Origin of the sequence: Massilia norwichensis, from assembly GCF_024753245.1 — a bacterium.
Classification (GTDB): Bacteria; Pseudomonadota; Gammaproteobacteria; order Burkholderiales; family Burkholderiaceae_D; genus Telluria; species Telluria norwichensis.
Genome location: NZ_JANUGX010000021.1, coordinates 15,459 through 29,471, shown reverse-complemented (window position 1 = coordinate 29,471; position 14,013 = coordinate 15,459). Strand labels below are relative to the sequence as shown.

At 69.4% G+C, this 14,013-nt stretch carries 17 protein-coding genes; 15 read left to right on the top strand and 2 right to left on the bottom strand.

The window, feature by feature from the left end; genetic code table 11:
* Positions 1-8 precede the first annotated feature (8 nt).
* From NX782_RS17020 to NX782_RS16995, 6 genes are all read left to right on the top strand, one after another.
* Positions 9-689 carry a trimeric intracellular cation channel family protein gene (locus NX782_RS17020; protein WP_258846667.1) on the top strand — a complete coding sequence of 227 codons (681 nt, stop codon included), beginning with the start codon at positions 9-11 and terminating at the stop codon, positions 687-689.
* 112 nt (positions 690-801) lie between these two features.
* Positions 802-1,347: a hypothetical protein gene (locus NX782_RS17015; RefSeq protein ID WP_258846666.1), complete on the top strand. Its 546-nt coding sequence runs from the start codon at positions 802-804 to the stop codon at positions 1,345-1,347.
* Positions 1,348-1,399: 52 nt separating this feature from the next.
* Positions 1,400-2,788 (top strand): nucleobase:cation symporter-2 family protein, encoded by a 1,389-nt coding sequence (locus NX782_RS17010; RefSeq protein ID WP_258846665.1) that lies wholly within the window; start codon positions 1,400-1,402, stop codon positions 2,786-2,788.
* Between the two features lie 118 nt (positions 2,789-2,906).
* The gene (locus NX782_RS17005) at positions 2,907-3,167 is read left to right on the top strand and encodes a hypothetical protein (protein WP_258846664.1); all 261 of its coding nucleotides are present in this window, start codon (positions 2,907-2,909) and stop codon (positions 3,165-3,167) included.
* A gap of 51 nt (positions 3,168-3,218) precedes the next feature.
* Positions 3,219-3,836: an ABC transporter ATP-binding protein gene (locus NX782_RS17000; protein WP_258846663.1), complete on the top strand. Its 618-nt coding sequence runs from the start codon at positions 3,219-3,221 to the stop codon at positions 3,834-3,836.
* Complete coding sequence (locus NX782_RS16995) at positions 3,833-4,624, top strand: ABC transporter permease (RefSeq protein ID WP_258846662.1); 792 nt, start codon at positions 3,833-3,835, stop codon at positions 4,622-4,624. Before NX782_RS17000 ends, NX782_RS16995 begins: the two co-directional genes overlap by 4 nt.
* 1 nt (position 4,625) lies before the next feature.
* On the opposite strand, the gene NX782_RS16990 is transcribed toward NX782_RS16995, so the two are convergent.
* Positions 4,626-6,230: a phytoene desaturase family protein gene (locus NX782_RS16990; protein WP_258846661.1), complete on the bottom strand. Its 1,605-nt coding sequence runs from the start codon at positions 6,228-6,230 to the stop codon at positions 4,626-4,628.
* 280 nt (positions 6,231-6,510) lie between these two features.
* On the opposite strand from NX782_RS16990, the gene NX782_RS16985 reads away from it, so the two are divergent.
* Positions 6,511-6,690 carry a hypothetical protein gene (locus NX782_RS16985; protein WP_258846660.1) on the top strand — a complete coding sequence of 60 codons (180 nt, stop codon included), beginning with the start codon at positions 6,511-6,513 and terminating at the stop codon, positions 6,688-6,690.
* Between the two features lie 16 nt (positions 6,691-6,706).
* Entirely contained in the window at positions 6,707-7,114 is a 408-nt protein-coding gene (gene rnk / locus NX782_RS16980) for a nucleoside diphosphate kinase regulator (RefSeq protein ID WP_258846659.1), read from the top strand.
* An 18-nt stretch (positions 7,115-7,132) separates the two neighbouring features.
* On the opposite strand, the gene NX782_RS16975 is transcribed toward rnk, so the two are convergent.
* Entirely contained in the window at positions 7,133-8,053 is a 921-nt protein-coding gene (locus NX782_RS16975) for a LysR family transcriptional regulator (RefSeq protein ID WP_258846658.1), read from the bottom strand.
* A gap of 116 nt (positions 8,054-8,169) precedes the next feature.
* Between NX782_RS16975 and mdcA the strand changes: the two genes are divergently transcribed.
* The 7 genes from mdcA to madM all read left to right on the top strand — a co-directional run bounded on the left by mdcA (position 8,170) and on the right by madM (position 14,013).
* Positions 8,170-9,831: a malonate decarboxylase subunit alpha gene (mdcA, locus tag NX782_RS16970; RefSeq protein ID WP_258846657.1), complete on the top strand. Its 1,662-nt coding sequence runs from the start codon at positions 8,170-8,172 to the stop codon at positions 9,829-9,831.
* A complete protein-coding gene (locus tag NX782_RS16965) occupies positions 9,831-10,727 on the top strand; it encodes a triphosphoribosyl-dephospho-CoA synthase (RefSeq protein WP_258846656.1) in 897 nt (298 codons plus the stop codon). The genes mdcA and NX782_RS16965 overlap by 1 nt, the downstream gene beginning before the upstream one ends.
* Positions 10,728-10,743: 16 nt before the next feature.
* Entirely contained in the window at positions 10,744-11,067 is a 324-nt protein-coding gene (locus NX782_RS16960) for a malonate decarboxylase subunit delta (RefSeq protein ID WP_258846655.1), read from the top strand.
* Entirely contained in the window at positions 11,064-11,918 is an 855-nt protein-coding gene (locus NX782_RS16955; RefSeq protein WP_258846654.1) for a biotin-independent malonate decarboxylase subunit beta, read from the top strand. The genes NX782_RS16960 and NX782_RS16955 overlap by 4 nt, the downstream gene beginning before the upstream one ends.
* A complete protein-coding gene (mdcE, locus tag NX782_RS16950; protein ID WP_258846653.1) occupies positions 11,915-12,736 on the top strand; it encodes a biotin-independent malonate decarboxylase subunit gamma in 822 nt (273 codons plus the stop codon). Before NX782_RS16955 ends, mdcE begins: the two co-directional genes overlap by 4 nt.
* An 88-nt stretch (positions 12,737-12,824) precedes the next feature.
* The gene (gene madL / locus NX782_RS16945; RefSeq protein WP_258846652.1) at positions 12,825-13,238 is read left to right on the top strand and encodes a malonate transporter subunit MadL; all 414 of its coding nucleotides are present in this window, start codon (positions 12,825-12,827) and stop codon (positions 13,236-13,238) included.
* A gap of 10 nt (positions 13,239-13,248) precedes the next feature.
* Positions 13,249-14,013, top strand: coding sequence for a malonate transporter subunit MadM (gene madM, locus NX782_RS16940; protein ID WP_258846651.1), 765 nt, complete (start codon positions 13,249-13,251; stop codon positions 14,011-14,013).

Here is a 14,013-nt window from a genome sequence, read left to right as displayed (position 1 = left end):
GACAGCAGATGTTCCCGGCAGTTTCCCTCGACGTGGCGGCGGCCCTCAAGACGCTCGTCCTGACCCTCGACCTGGTCGGCACCTTCGTGTTCGCGCTCAGCGGCGCCACCGCCGGCGTCAAGCGCCGGCTCGACATCTTCGGCGTGCTGGTGCTCTCGTTCGTGGCCGCCAATTCCGGCGGCATCGTGCGCGACCTGCTGATCGGGGCGACGCCGCCGGCGGCGATCAGCGACTGGCGCTACCTGCTGGTGTCGGTGATGGCCGGCCTGCTGATCTTCTTCCGGTATCCGAAGGTGCGTCACCTGAAGAATCCGGTACTGGTGTTCGACGGCGCCGGCCTGGCGCTGTTCTGCGTGGCCGGCGCGCAGAAGGCGCTGGTGTTCGGCCTGGCGCCCTGGGCGGCCGCCCTGCTGGGCATGCTGACCGGCGTCGGCGGCGGCGTGGCGCGCGACGTGCTGCTGTCCCAGGTGCCGGCCGTGCTGCGCGCCGAGGTGTATGCGGTGGCGGCCCTGGCGGGCGCCGCGGTGGTGGTGATGGGCCACGTGCTGGGCCTGCCCTCGGGGCCGATGGCCGCCGCCGGCGCCGTCCTGTGCTTCGGGCTGCGCATGGCGGCGATCCGCTGCGACTGGCACCTGCCGGTGGCCCGCACCCCGGAAGAACCGGAGCAGGAAGCGCGCGACGGAAGATGAGCCCGGTTTGAGCGGGCTCAGCGGCTCCCCCGAAACGCAGGCGCATCCTGAAGGCTTGCGTCAACACCGGGAGCAGCCGACGAAACCAGCAGCGATACCCACGTATCCCTCGGTGGCCAGGCAATCGCCGGCCAACCTCGCCTTCAATGCCCTGCTGTTCTGCGCGCTCGGCTGGGCCATCCTCGCGTACTGGATCGTCGCCAGCCATGCCGGCGCCATGCCGCACCTGATCAACACCCTGGCCTGCGCGCCCGTCATGGCGTGCGCGCTACGCCGCTTCCACGCCGCCTGCCCGCGCCGTCTGCGTGGCGGCATGCGGCCGCCGGGCACGCACCGCGCCGGCAGGCTGGCCCTGGCCCTGCTGTTCGCCAGCGGCGCGGCCTTCGGCGCGGCACTGGCCAGCGGTTCGGTCCTGATCGTCGCCGTGCTGGCCCTGGCCTGCTGCTGCATGCCCTGGACCAGGTGCCGGGCCCACCGCCAGCACCTGCTGCTGTCCTTTGCCGCGCTGGCGGCGGGCGGCGCACTGGCCCTGGCTGCCAGCGCCCGGCCGCTGACGATCATGGTGGCCCTGCCCGCGGCCTGGTGTCTGTGGACCATGGCGGCGCTGCTGTGCATAGCCCTGTGCGGCAGCGAACTGCGGAAGAACCGGCGACGCTGAGTACGCGGCGCCGGCAACTCCCTGTAGAATCCGGATTTTGCCCGCGCCCGCCATGAATACACGCCCCCCGCTGTCCGCCGCAGAAAACACCGTCCCGGACCTGGTCCTCGGCCTCGAAGACCGGCCCCGCGCCTGGGTCGGCATCCTCGCCGCCCTGCAGCACCTGCTGGCGATCATCGTCCCCATCGTCACCCCGGGCCTGCTGATCTGCCAGTCGCTGGGCGTGTCGGCGCGCGATACCAACCTGATCGTCTCGATGTCGCTGGTGGTGTCGGGCATCGCCACCTTCGTCCAGTGCCGCCGCTTCGGCCCCTTCGGCGCCGGGCTCCTGATCGTGCAGGGCACCAGCTTCAACTTTGTCGGCCCGCTGATCGCCGGCGGCACCCTGATGGTCAAGCAGGGCACGCCGGTCGAAGCGGTGATGGCGGCGATCTTCGGCGTGGTGGTGGCCGGCTCGTTCATCGAGATGGGCGTGTCGCGCATCCTGCCCTTCATCCGGCGCATGATCACACCGCTGGTCACCGGCATCGTGGTGCTGATGATCGGCCTCACGCTGATCAAGGTCGGCCTGATCAGCATGGGCGGCGGCTTCGCGGCGATGTCGAACGGGACCTTCGCCAACGGCGAGAACCTGCTGCTGTCCGGGACCGTGCTGGCGATCATCGTGCTGCTGAACCGGATTCCGGTGGTGTGGATGCGCAGCGGCGCCATCATCATCGCGCTGGCGGTCGGCTACCTGCTGGCCGGTCTGCTGGGGCGCCTGGACTTCAGCGGCATGCGCGACGCCGCCTGGGTCCAGGTGCCGCAGCCGCTGCACTTCGGCCTGAGCTTCTCGTGGTCGCTGTTCATCCCGATGATCGTGATCTACCTGGTCACCTCGCTCGAAGCGATCGGCGACGTCACCGCGACCAGCAAGGTCTCGCGCGAGCCGGTCGAGGGCGAAGTCTGGATGCGCCGCATCAAGGGCGGCGTGCTGGTCAACGGCGCCAACTCGCTGCTGGCCGGCCTGCTGAACACCTTCCCCAGCTCGATCTTCGCCCAGAACAATGGCGTGATCCAGCTGACCGGCATCGCCAGCCGCCATGTCGGCATGTGGATTGCCCTGTTCCTGGTCGTGCTCGGCCTGTTCCCGAGCGTGGCCGGCGTGATCCAGGCGGTGCCCGAACCGGTGCTGGGCGGCGCCGTCATGGTGATGTTCGGCGCGGTGGCGGCGGCCGGCATCAACATCCTGGCCAGCATCACGCTGGACCGGCGCGCGCTCCTGATCATCGCGGTCTCGCTGGCGCTGGGCCTGGGCGTGTCGCAGGTGCCGGAATTCCTGGCCCACATGCCGGCGGCGCTGCGCCATGTGCTGGAATCGGGCGTCGCAACCGGCGGCATCTGCGCCGTGCTGATGAACTGGTTCCTGCCGCCCGCGCACCTGGAGGCCGGCCGCGCCTGAACGAGGCCGGGGCGCCGCCCGCTTGCGAACGGGCGCGCGCCACCGAACAGAAGACGGCCCCAGCGCATGCTACAAGAACGGAAACGGGCCTGTGCCCCGATCGTTCAAGGAGAACAGCATGCTGAAACTCGGGAATATGGATGCCGCACGGGTCGAGCGCCTGGGCGCGCTGGCCGCGCATGTGGTCGAACATGCGCTGGCCTCGGGATTGAGCTGGGACGAGGCCATCCTCGGCTTCGGCATCGCCGCCAAGGCGCTGGCGGCCAAGGCGGCCGACCAGGGCGTCGGCCGCATGGACCAGTGCGCGGCGTTGGCCGAGCGCCGCCTGAAGGCCGGCATGGACCAGAGCGCGGACGTGCTGCGCGCCTTCCTGCGCTAATTGGCAATAATGTAACAATTGCAGCCGGTTCGTGTCGACCAAGGAGAAACAATGCCGTCCACTTCCGCCGCGCTGCTGTCCGCGCGCGGCCTGCGCTCGCCCTTCGGCGGGCCCTTCGACTTCGATGTGCAGGCCGGCGAATGCGTCGCGATCCAGGGCCCGTCCGGCGCCGGCAAGAGCGTGCTGCTGCGCATGCTTGCCGATCTCGACCCGCACGAGGGCGAGGCCTCCCTCGAGGGCCGTTCGAACAAGGCGATGCCGGCGCCCGCCTGGCGTTCGCAGGTGGTCTACCAGGCCGCCGAGCCGGCCTGGTGGGAAGCCACCGCCGCCGAACATTTCGAGGATGCCCAGCGCGCTTTCGTCGAGCGAACCATGTCCGCGCTCGGCCTCGCCGCCGCGCTGCTGGACAGCGAGATCGACCGCCTGTCCACCGGCGAGCGCCAACGCCTGGCCCTGGTGCGCTCGCTGGCCGCCCAGCCGCGCGTGCTGCTGCTCGACGAGCCGACCGCCGCCCTCGACCCGGAGGCGGTGGCGCGTGCCGAAGCGCTGCTGAGGTCCTGCCTGGCGCAGGGCATGGCGATACTGATCGTGACCCATTCGGCCGAGCAGGCCGGACGCCTCGCGCAGCGCATCTTCCACCTCGACCGGGGAAGGCTGACCACCATATGAATGCGATCCACCTGGGAAGCTGGGACCTGCTGGCAGCCGCGTTGCTGATCCTGCTCGACGCCGCACTGTCGCTGGCGCTGCGCCTGGGCGTGCACCGCCAGATCCTGATCGCCGCAGTGCGGATGGTGGTGCAGCTGGCGATCGTCGGCATGGTGCTGCGCAGCGTGTTCGCGGCCGGCTCGCCGCTGGCGACTGCCGCCGTGGTCCTTTTCATGATCGGCGCCGCCGCCCGCGAAGTCGCGACCCGGCCGCGGCAGCGCCTGAAGCGCCACATGAATTACCAGATCAGCGCCGCGGTGGTGGCCTGCGCCGGCTTCGCCACCGTGCTGCTGGCCCTGACCACGGCGGTACGGCCCGACCCCTGGTATGCGCCGCGCTATGCGATTCCGCTGATGGGCATCGTGCTGGGCAGCGTGCTGAACGCCGCTTCGCTGGCGCTGGACGGCATCCTGGACGGCGTGGTGCGCGAGCGCGGCCGCATCGAGGCGCGGCTGGCGCTGGGCACGCCCTTCCGCGAGGCGATCGGCCCGTTGGTACGGAATGCCACGCGGCGCGGCATGATCCCGGTGGCGAACCAGATGTCGGCCGCCGGGATCATCACCCTGCCCGGCATCATGACCGGCCAGCTGCTGGCCGGGATGGACCCGGTGGAAGCGGTCAAGTACCAGATCCTGCTGATGTTCCTGCTGGCCGGCGCCAGCGGCCTGGCGTCGGTGGGAGCGGCGCTGCTGGCAGTGCGTGCGCTGAGCGACGAGCGCCAGCGCCTGCGGGTCGATCGCCTGCGCTGAGTCAGTGCAGGCTGCGGTGCCCGAGATCGCGCAGCACCTCGCGCGCCGCATTGTGACCCGGCGCCCCGGTCACGCCGCCCCCCGGATGCGCGCCGGCACCGCAGGTATAGAGCCCCTTCAAGGGGCCGCGGTAGTCGGCGTGGCCCAGCATGGGGCGCGCCGCGAACAATTGGTCGAGTCCAAGCGCGCCGTGGAAGATATCGCCGCCGATCAGGCCGAAAGTGCGTTCGAGGTCGAGGGGGCTCATGATCTGGCGCCCGATCACGGCGCGCTCGAAGTTGGGGGCGTAGCGCGTCACGGTGGCGATCATGAGGTCGGCCACCTGCTCGCGGTGCTGGTCCCAGCTGGCGCCGTCCGGCAGCTGGGGCGCCACGTGCTGGCAGAACAGGCTGGCCACGTGCTGGCCGGGCGGCGCCAGACCGGGGTCCAGCGTCGATGGGATCAGGACTTCGACGATGGGCTCGCGCGCCCAGCCGAGCGCGCGCGCGTCGTGGTAGGCGCGTTCCATGTACTGCAGGCTGGGCGCGATGATGATGCCGCTGCCATGGTGCTCGGCCGTCTCCCGGCCGGGCAGGCAGCTGAAGTCCGGCAGCTCGGACAGCGCCACGTTCATGCGGAAGGTACCGGAGCCGCAGCGCCAGGCCTGCATGCGCCGCAGGAAATCGGCCGGCAGCGCGGCGGCATCGACCAGCCGGGTGTAGAGCAGACGCGGGTTCAGGTTGGACACGACCACGCGCGCATCGAGGCGCTCGCCGCTGGCGGTCACCACGCCGGTGGCGCGGCCCTTGTCGAGCAGGATCTCGTCGACCGCGCAGCCGGTGCGGATCTCGACGCCGCGCGCCTGCGCCGCCTTCGCCATCGCCTGGGTGATCGCGCCCATGCCGCCGATGGCGTGGCCCCAGGCGCCCTTCTTTCCGTTCACTTCGCCGAACACGTGGTGCAGCAGCACGTAGGCCGAGCCCGGCGTGTAGGGACTGGCGTAGTTACCGACCACGCTGTCGAAGCCGTAGGCGGCCTTGATCGGCGCGCTCTCGAACCAGCCATCCAGCACGTCGCCGGCCGACTTGGTGAACAGGTCGAGCAGCGCGCGCTGGCTGTCCAGCGGCAGCTTGCGCACGCGGTTGCCGAGTTTACCGGCCTTGAGCAGCTCCGGCAGCGCCTCCAGCCAGCCGCCCTGCACGCGGTTCGGTGGCGTCTGCAGCACCAGTTCGCGCAGCAGGTCGGCAGCGACGTCGAGGTGCCGGGCATAATCGTCGAGGCGCTCGGCGTCGCGCTGCGAGAACTTCGCCACTTCGGCTTTGGTTTTGCCGGCCCCGAGCTTCAGGTAGCGCGTGTCGTCCAGCGGCAGGAAGTTCGAGAGCGGACGTTCGACCACGCGCAGTCCGTGAGCGGGCAAGTCCATCTCGCGGATCACCTTGGGGTTCAGCAGCGACACCGTGTACGAGGCCACCGAGTTGCGGAATCCCGGGTGGAATTCCTCGGTGACGGCGGCGCCGCCGACCACCGCGCGCTGTTCCAGCACCGTCACCTTGAGCCCGGCCCTGGCCAGGTAAAAGGCGCACACCAGGCCATTGTGGCCGCCGCCAACGACGATCGCATCGCGCATTCGTACCCTCCGTTTCGTGTCAGGTCTTGAAAAAGCGGTAATCTGGGCTAATATACAAGCTGCCCCATCGATGGCAACCGATAAATGACATCCCTTCACGCATTCCTCACCTCCGGCGGTTTGGCCTTCGCCATTCCGCGACATCTCGCCCGGCTTCATTAAGCTCGGCGCTGGTCGTTTACGCCGGTCGCCGAGCTCCACCCCAGCATGTCTTCGCCGCCCCGGCACATGGGCGGTCATTTCAATGTTGTCCTGTCCGGACTTGAATGGGAGTACCTATATGAAAATGCATCGCAAAACGCGGTTCGTGGGAGAACGCACGCCTGCGCAACGGCGCCCGCTCGCCTACCCCGCGCTGCACCGCCTGCTCGCGCGCCGCCAACGGCTGCGCAAGTGGATCGCCATGGCGCTAGCCATGTTCACGTCGGCCGGCCTGCTGCTGGCCGGTCTCGAGTTTTAAAAATCAGGGAGAGCAAATGAACCCGAACATCATGATGTCCAAGACCGATTTCAACCGCATCGACCAGCTGCTGGAAAGGCTCGCCACCAGCCGCGTGCCGGGCAAGGAAGCCTTGTCGGACGAACTGTTGCGGGCGCAGATCGTCGAGCCCTGGGAAGTGCCTCCGACCGTCGTGACCATGCATTCGACGGTCCGCTTCCGCCTCGACGGCGATGCCACGCCGCTGTGCCGGACCCTGGTCTATCCGAAGGATGTCGGCCAGGCGCCGGATGCCCTGTCGGTGCTGTCGCCGGTCGGCAGTGCCCTGCTCGGCCTGTCGGAAGGCGACCGCATGCAGTGGCTGCACCCGGACGGCAGGGAAATCGGGGTCGAGGTGCTGGAGGTGGTCTACCAGCCGGAACGGGCCGGCGATTACCACCTGTGAGCGGGCGGCGCGGGACGCTCAGCCCGGCAGCACGTCGGTGCGCGTCCCGTACATCCTGCACTCGGCCGCCAGCGCCAGCACGTTCGGGTCGCGCTCACGCGAGCGCGAGACCAGCAGCGTGATGGTCTGGCGCGACGCGTAGCGGGCGTCGAGCGGGATCAGGTCGACGCGGCTGCTGAAGCCGGCCACGCGGCCCGGCAGCAGGCTGTAGCCCATGCCGCCGCCGACCAGGTTAATCAGCGAGAAAATGTCGCCGACCCGCATCACGGTCTCGGGCACGTAGCCGGCCTGCTGGAAGGCGTGGTCGAAGCTGTCCGAGGTGACGAAGCCGCCGCCCAGGGTGATGAACTTCTCGTCGCGCAGCTCGCGCAAATCGACGTGCTCGCGGCCGGCATAGGGCGAACCCTGCGGCGCCGCCAGGCGCACTTCATCCTCGAATAAAGGCACCGCCAGCAGCTGCGGGTCCTCGATCGCGGCCTGCAGACCGATCACGATCGCATCCAGCCGCCCTTCCGCCAGGCTGCGCAGCAGTTCCTGGTTCGAACCCAGGGTCAGATCGATCTGCAGCTCCGGCCGGCGCAGCTTCAGGCCCATCAGCAGCTGCGGGATGCAGCGCAGCGTCAGCGAATACAGCGAACCGATCTTCATGCGCGCGCCGGCCACGCCGGCCATTTCGCGCGCCTTGCGCACACCCTCTTCGGTTTCCTCGACCGCGCGCTGGGCGTGTTTGGCGAACACGTAGGCCGCCGGCAGCGGCGCCAGGTTGCGGCCCTCGCGCCGGAACAGCGGACAGTGCAGGCCTTCCTCGAGCGTATGCAGGGCCCGATGGACGCTGACCGTGCTCTGGCCCAGCTCTTCCGCCACCTTGCCCAGGCTTTGCAGGCGCATGAAGGCCAGGAACACTTCCAGCTTCTTGAGCGTGATTTCTTCGTCGATCATGACGCCTAGCTTACTCCAATCGTTAACTTCAGAGTAAACATCCAGCAGTCGCGTTGATTGAAAGGCCACCCCATGCTGCCTATGCTGGCAGCAAACGCTCATACAAAGGAGACAACATGGGAAGCACTTCTCCCCAGCCGCGCAGGTGGGACACGCGGCGCCAGGAAAAGCAGCGCCGGCTCGCACAGGTGGCGCACCTGGCCGACGGCCCGGTACTGGACAGCAGCCGCCTGGTCGAGTCCCTGGAAAAGCTGGTGGTCAGCGGCGACCGCGTGGTCCTCGAAGGGAACAACCAGAAGCAGGCCGACTTCCTGGCGCGCAGCCTGGTGCAGGTCGACCCGGACCGGGTCAACAAGCTGCACATGATCATGCCCAGCGTCAGCCTGCCCGAACACCTCGACCTGTTCGAGCGCGGCATCGCCAGCAAGCTCGACTTCGCCTTCGCCGGTCCGCAGAGCCTGCGCATCTCGCAGTTCCTGCAGGAAGGCACGCTGCAGGTCGGCGCCCTGCACACCTACATCGAACTCTACGGCCGGCTGTACGTCGACCTCGCGCCGAACGTGGTGATGGTGGCCGGCTACAAGGCCGACCGCGCCGGCAACCTCTACACCGGCCCCAGTACCGAGGACACGCCGGCCCTGGTGGAGGCCGCCGCCTTCCGCGACGGGATCGTGATCGCCCAGGTCAACGAGATCGTCGATGATGCGAAGGACCTGCCGCGCGTCGACGTGCCCGGCTCCTGGATCGACTTCGTGGTCCAGTCGGACAAGCCCTTCTACATCGAGCCGCTGTTCACGCGCGACCCGCGCCTGATCAAGCCGGTGCACATCCTGATGGCGATGATGGCGATCCGCGGCGTCTACGAGCGCCACCAGGTGCAGTCGCTGAACCACGGCATCGGCTTTAACACCGCGGCGATCGAACTGCTGCTGCCGACCTACGGCGAGCAGCTGGGCCTGAAGGGCAATATCTGCCGCAACTGGACCCTGAACCCGCACCCGACCCTGATCCCGGCGATCGAGTCCGGCTGGGTCGAGAGCGTGCACTGCTTCGGCGCCGAACTCGGCATGGAGGCCTATACCGCGGCCCGGCCCGACATTTTCTTCACCGGCCGCGACGGTTCGATGCGCTCGAACCGCGCCTTCTGCCAGCTGGCCGGCCAGTACGCGGTCGATTTGTTCATCGGCTCGACCCTGCAGATGGACGGCCTCGGCAACTCATCCACCGTCACCCACGGCCGCCTGACCGGCTTCGGCGGCGCGCCCAACATGGGCCACGATCCGCACGGCCGCCGCCATGCGACCCCGGCCTGGCTCGACCTGGTGGAAACCGACGACCCGCTGGCGCGCGGCAAGAAGCTGGTGGTGCAGATGGTCGAAACATTCCAGGACGGCAGCGCGCCGACCATCGTCGAGTCGCTCGATGCGGTGGAGGTCGGCAAGGCGTCCGGCATGCCGCTGGCACCGGTGATGATCTACGGCGACGACGTGACCCACGTGCTGACCGAGGAAGGCATCGCCTACCTGTACAAGGCGCGCTCGCTGGAAGAGCGCAAGGCGATGCTGGCGGCGGTGGCCGGTGTGACCCCGATCGGCCTGCGCCACGACCCGAAGAAAACGAAGGAAATGCGCGAGCAGGGTCTGATCGCCCTGCCCGAGGACATGGGCGTGCAGCGCGCCCAGGCCACGCGTTCGCTGCTGGCGGCCAAGAGCATCGCCGAGCTGGTCGACTGGTCCGGCGGCCTGTACGATCCGCCGGCCAAGTTCAGGAGCTGGTAATGACGGCATTGAATCCACTGCGCCAGAGCGCAGCTAGCGGTCTTTGCGACGGGTTGGCCAAGCGTTTGGCCGACCTGGCCGTCGAAGCCCTGATCGACGAAGCCATGCTGACCCCGAAACCCGGCCTGGTCGACATGCGCGGCAGCGGCGCCCACACCGATCTGACCTGGATGCTGATGTGCCGCTCGGCCTGCGCGCTGCGCCCAGCCTTCCTGCAGATGGCGCAGGCCGGCAGCGCGATCGGCGATGCCACGCTGCTGCGCCGCCGGATCGGCGCCATCGGCCGCGAAGCGGAAGCGGCGATGATGGCCGCCACCGGCGGCGTCAACACCCACCGCGGCGCGATCTGGGCGCTGGGCTTGCTGGTGACGGCCGCCGCCCGCCACATGCAGCGCGGCGACAGTGCGGACGCGGAAGCGATCGCCTTGGGTGCCGGCCTGCTGGCGCGCCTCGAAGACCCCGGCGCCCCTGCGCGCACCGGCAACAAGGGCGAACTGGCCTGCCGCGAACACGGCGTCGGCGGTGCGCGCGGCCAGGCCCGGGCCGGCTTCCCGGCCGTGGTCGAACAGGCCTTGCCGATGCTGCGCCTGGCCCGCGCCCGCGGCGATGGCGAAGCCCAGGCCCGCGTCAACGCCCTGCTGGCCGTGATGGCCGGCCTGGACGACACCTGCCTTCTGGCGCGCGGCGGCCGCAAGGCCCTGGCCAGCACCCAGGCCGGCGCCCGGCGCGTGCTGGCGCTGGGCGGCATCGCCTCGCCGAACGGACGCGCGGCGCTGACCAGGCTGGAGACGCGCATGCGGCAACTGCACGTGTCGCCGGGCGGCGCGGCGGACCTGCTGGCGGCGGCGCTGCTGCTGGACCGCATCGAACGATCCGCCGACAAAGAACAGAGCTAGAGGAGACGACAGCATCATGGAAAAAATGGAATTCGCGTTCGACGCCGGCCAGCCGGCCAGCGGACGCACGGTGGCCGGCGTGGTGGCCTCGGGCGACCTGGAGGTCCTGCTGGAGCCGGGCCAGCCCGGGCGCACCACGGTGGCGGTGCAGACCTCGGTGGATGGCTACGGCGCGACCTGGACTTCGCTGCTGGAACGCGTGCTGGGTCCGGGCAGCCTGCCGGCCGCGCGCATCGAGATCAACGACAACGGCGCGACGCCGGGCGTGGTGCGGATGCGCATCGAACAGGCGTTCGAAGAGGCCGCGCAAGAAAGCAATGCGGGAGGGAATACGCCATGAGCACGCATATCGAACAACTGCTGCAGCGCGACAGCTTCATCGAACGCGGCGCGCGCAGCCGCGCCAGGGCCCTGCTGGATGCGGGCACGATGCGCGAGCTGGCCGGGCCCTTCGAGCGCCTGCACTCGCCCTGGCTGGCGCTGCAGCAGCTGGTGACTTCGGCCGACGATGGCGTGGTGGTCGCCAAGGGTCTGCTGGACGGCCATCCGACCGTGGTGCTGGCCATCGAAGGCGCCTACCAGGGCGGTAGCATGGGCGAGATCGGCTGCGCCAAGATCGCCGGCAGCCTGGAACTGGCGGCGCGCGACAACCGGCGCGGGATCCCGACCCGGGCCGTGATCCTGTTCGAGACCGGCGGCGTGCGCCTGCAGGAAGCGAACCTGGGCCTGGCCGGCATCGCCGAGATCCAGGCGGCGGTGGTCGACCTGCGGCGCTACCAGCCGGTGATCGGCGTCAGCGCCGGCACGGTCGGCTGCTACGGCGGCATGTCGATCGTGGCCGGCCTGTGCAGCTACCTGGTGCTGACCCGCGAAGCCCGGCTCGGCCTGAACGGGCCGCTGGTGATCGAGCAGGAAGCCGGCGTCGCCGAATTCGACGCGAAGAAGCGCGGGCTGATCTGGGGACTGACCGGCGGCGAGCAGCGCGCCGCGACCGGCCTGGCCGACGCCTGCGTGCAGGACGACACGGCGGAAGTGAAGGCCACCGTGGCGCGTCTGTTCGCCCAGGGTCTGCCGAAGCAGCACCGCAGCGAACGCGCCGACGATTTCCTGGCGCGCCTGGCGCGCGTCGATACGGCCGGCCAGCCCGCCCCGGAAGACGTGCGCAACATCTACCAGCAGGGAGACGCATGATGGAACAACAGAACACCACCCGCGGCGCCATGTGGCTGCGCCTGCTCGCCGGCGGCGCGCCTTCTGCGCACGACTGGGCCGCCGTGCAGGTGCGCGACGCCGAACTGGCCGGCGAGCCGGCACGCTACATCGCCGTCGTGCCCGATCCCGCCAACCGCTTTCCGCGCGCCCGCAATGGCGAAGTCGGCCTGGTCGAAGGCTGGCAGCTGGCCAAGGCCGTGCAGGAAGTCGTCGCCATGGACCGCGAGGCTGCCGTCAAGCGCCCCATCGTCGCCGTGATCGACGTGCCCAGCCAGGCCTACGGGCGGCGCGAGGAAGCCTACGGCATCCACCAGGCGCTGGCCGGCGCCGCCGGCGCCTATGCCCAGGCGCGCCTGGCCGGGCACCCGGTGATCGGCCTGGTCGTCGGCCTGGCGATGTCGGGCGCCTTCCTGGCCCACGGCTACCAGGCGAATCGCCTGATCGCGCTGGACGACCCGGGCGTGATGGTGCATGCGATGGGCAAGGCCTCGGCGGCGCGCGTGACCCTGCGCTCGGTCGAGGCGCTGGAAAAGCTGGCCGCGACCGTGCCGCCGATGGCCTACGATATCCAGAACTATGCCTCGCTCGGCCTGCTGTGGCGGGTGCTGCAGCTGGCCGACCTGGCCCAGCCCGGCGAACAGGATATCGCCCTGGTGCGCGGCGCATTGGAAGCGGCGCTGGCCGACATCCTGGACGACCGCGAACGGGATCTTTCCGGACGCCTGCATGGAAAACACCGCCAGGCCTCGCGCCGCGTACGCGAACTGCTGCAGACGCAATGGGAGGCCGCCGACTGAGGACCACCACGCATGCTTCCGCGGGACGCCACCCATAAAACAAACAGGCGCCCGCTCACTTTTCTTGGACGAAGTAGAGGAGACAGACATGATTATCTATGGAACCGCGTTACTGGCCGTGTGCCACCTGCTCGGCATCTTCCTGGGCGACCTGCTCGGGCAACTTCTGGGCGCAAAAACCAATGTCGGCGGGGTCGGCATCGCCATGATCCTGTTGATCTGCGCCCGCCTTTGGATGCACAAGCGCGGCCTGATGCCCGAGCTGACCGAGACCGGCGTCAGCTTCTGGGGTGCGATGTACATCCCGGTGGTGGTGGCGATGGCCGCCCAGCAGAACGTGGTGTCGGCGCTCAGCGGCGGCCCGGTGGCGCTGGTGGCCGCCTTTGGCAGCGTTCTGGTCTGCGCCTGCTGCGTGGCCCTGATCAACCGCCGCGAACGTCCGGTTGAAGCCAGCGAGGACGAAGCCGAGACCGAAGCCCGTATTGCCGCGCACCGCGCCTGAGGAGACGATCATGTTGGAACTGTTGGAAAAAACCGCGAAACATAACGGCCTGGTGACGGCCTTCGCCCTGGTCGGCCTGGTGATGCTGGTGTCGATGTGGCTGTCCAAGCGCCTGACCTTCGGCCGCGTGCACGGCTCGGCCATCGCCATCCTGATCGGCCTCGGCCTGGCCTACTGGGGCGGGATCCAGACCCACGGCACCAAGGGCGTGGCGGACGTCTCGCTGTTCGCCGGCGTCGGCCTGATGGGAGGCGCCATGCTGCGCGACTTCGCCATCGTCGCCACCGCCTTCGAAGTGAAGGTGACCGAAGCGCGCAAGGCCGGGATGGTCGGCGTGGTCGCGCTGCTGCTCGGGACCCTGCTGCCCTTCATCGTCGGCGCCTGCGTGGCCTGGAGCTTCGGCTACCGCGATGCCGTCAGCATCACCACCATCGGCGCCGGCGCCGTGACCTATATCGTCGGCCCGGTCACCGGCGCGGCGATCGGCGCCAGCTCGGATGTCATGGCACTCTCGATCGCCACCGGCCTGGTGAAGGCGATCATGGTGATGGTCGGCACCCCGATGGCGGCGCGCTTCCTGCACCTGCACACGCCGCGCTCGGCGATGGTGTTCGGCGGCCTGGCCGGCACCGTCAGCGGGGTCTCGGCCGGCCTGGCCGCGACCGACCGCCGCCTGGTGCCCTACGGCGCCCTGGTCGCGACCTTCCACACCGGCCTCGGTTGCCTGCTCGGGCCCTCGCTGCTGTTCTTCGCCACGCGCGCGCTGGTGGCCTGA

Excerpts from the sequence above, each read along its gene's own strand:
- NX782_RS17020 (WP_258846667.1), top strand. The coding sequence starts at position 9 with ATGTTCCCGGCAGTTTCCCTCGACGTGGCGGCGGCCCTCAAGACGCTC.
- NX782_RS17010 (WP_258846665.1), top strand. The coding sequence starts at position 1,400 with ATGAATACACGCCCCCCGCTGTCCGCCGCAGAAAACACCGTCCCGGAC.
- NX782_RS17005 (WP_258846664.1), top strand. The coding sequence starts at position 2,907 with ATGCTGAAACTCGGGAATATGGATGCCGCACGGGTCGAGCGCCTGGGC.
- NX782_RS17000 (WP_258846663.1), top strand. The coding sequence starts at position 3,219 with ATGCCGTCCACTTCCGCCGCGCTGCTGTCCGCGCGCGGCCTGCGCTCG.
- NX782_RS16995 (WP_258846662.1), top strand. The coding sequence starts at position 3,833 with ATGAATGCGATCCACCTGGGAAGCTGGGACCTGCTGGCAGCCGCGTTG.
- NX782_RS16990 (WP_258846661.1), bottom strand. The coding sequence starts at position 6,230 with ATGCGCGATGCGATCGTCGTTGGCGGCGGCCACAATGGCCTGGTGTGC.
- NX782_RS16985 (WP_258846660.1), top strand. The coding sequence starts at position 6,511 with ATGAAAATGCATCGCAAAACGCGGTTCGTGGGAGAACGCACGCCTGCG.
- rnk (WP_258846659.1), top strand. The coding sequence starts at position 6,707 with ATGAACCCGAACATCATGATGTCCAAGACCGATTTCAACCGCATCGAC.
- NX782_RS16975 (WP_258846658.1), bottom strand. The coding sequence starts at position 8,053 with ATGATCGACGAAGAAATCACGCTCAAGAAGCTGGAAGTGTTCCTGGCC.
- mdcA (WP_258846657.1), top strand. The coding sequence starts at position 8,170 with ATGGGAAGCACTTCTCCCCAGCCGCGCAGGTGGGACACGCGGCGCCAG.
- NX782_RS16965 (WP_258846656.1), top strand. The coding sequence starts at position 9,831 with ATGACGGCATTGAATCCACTGCGCCAGAGCGCAGCTAGCGGTCTTTGC.
- NX782_RS16960 (WP_258846655.1), top strand. The coding sequence starts at position 10,744 with ATGGAAAAAATGGAATTCGCGTTCGACGCCGGCCAGCCGGCCAGCGGA.
- NX782_RS16955 (WP_258846654.1), top strand. The coding sequence starts at position 11,064 with ATGAGCACGCATATCGAACAACTGCTGCAGCGCGACAGCTTCATCGAA.
- mdcE (WP_258846653.1), top strand. The coding sequence starts at position 11,915 with ATGATGGAACAACAGAACACCACCCGCGGCGCCATGTGGCTGCGCCTG.
- madL (WP_258846652.1), top strand. The coding sequence starts at position 12,825 with ATGATTATCTATGGAACCGCGTTACTGGCCGTGTGCCACCTGCTCGGC.
- madM (WP_258846651.1), top strand. The coding sequence starts at position 13,249 with ATGTTGGAACTGTTGGAAAAAACCGCGAAACATAACGGCCTGGTGACG.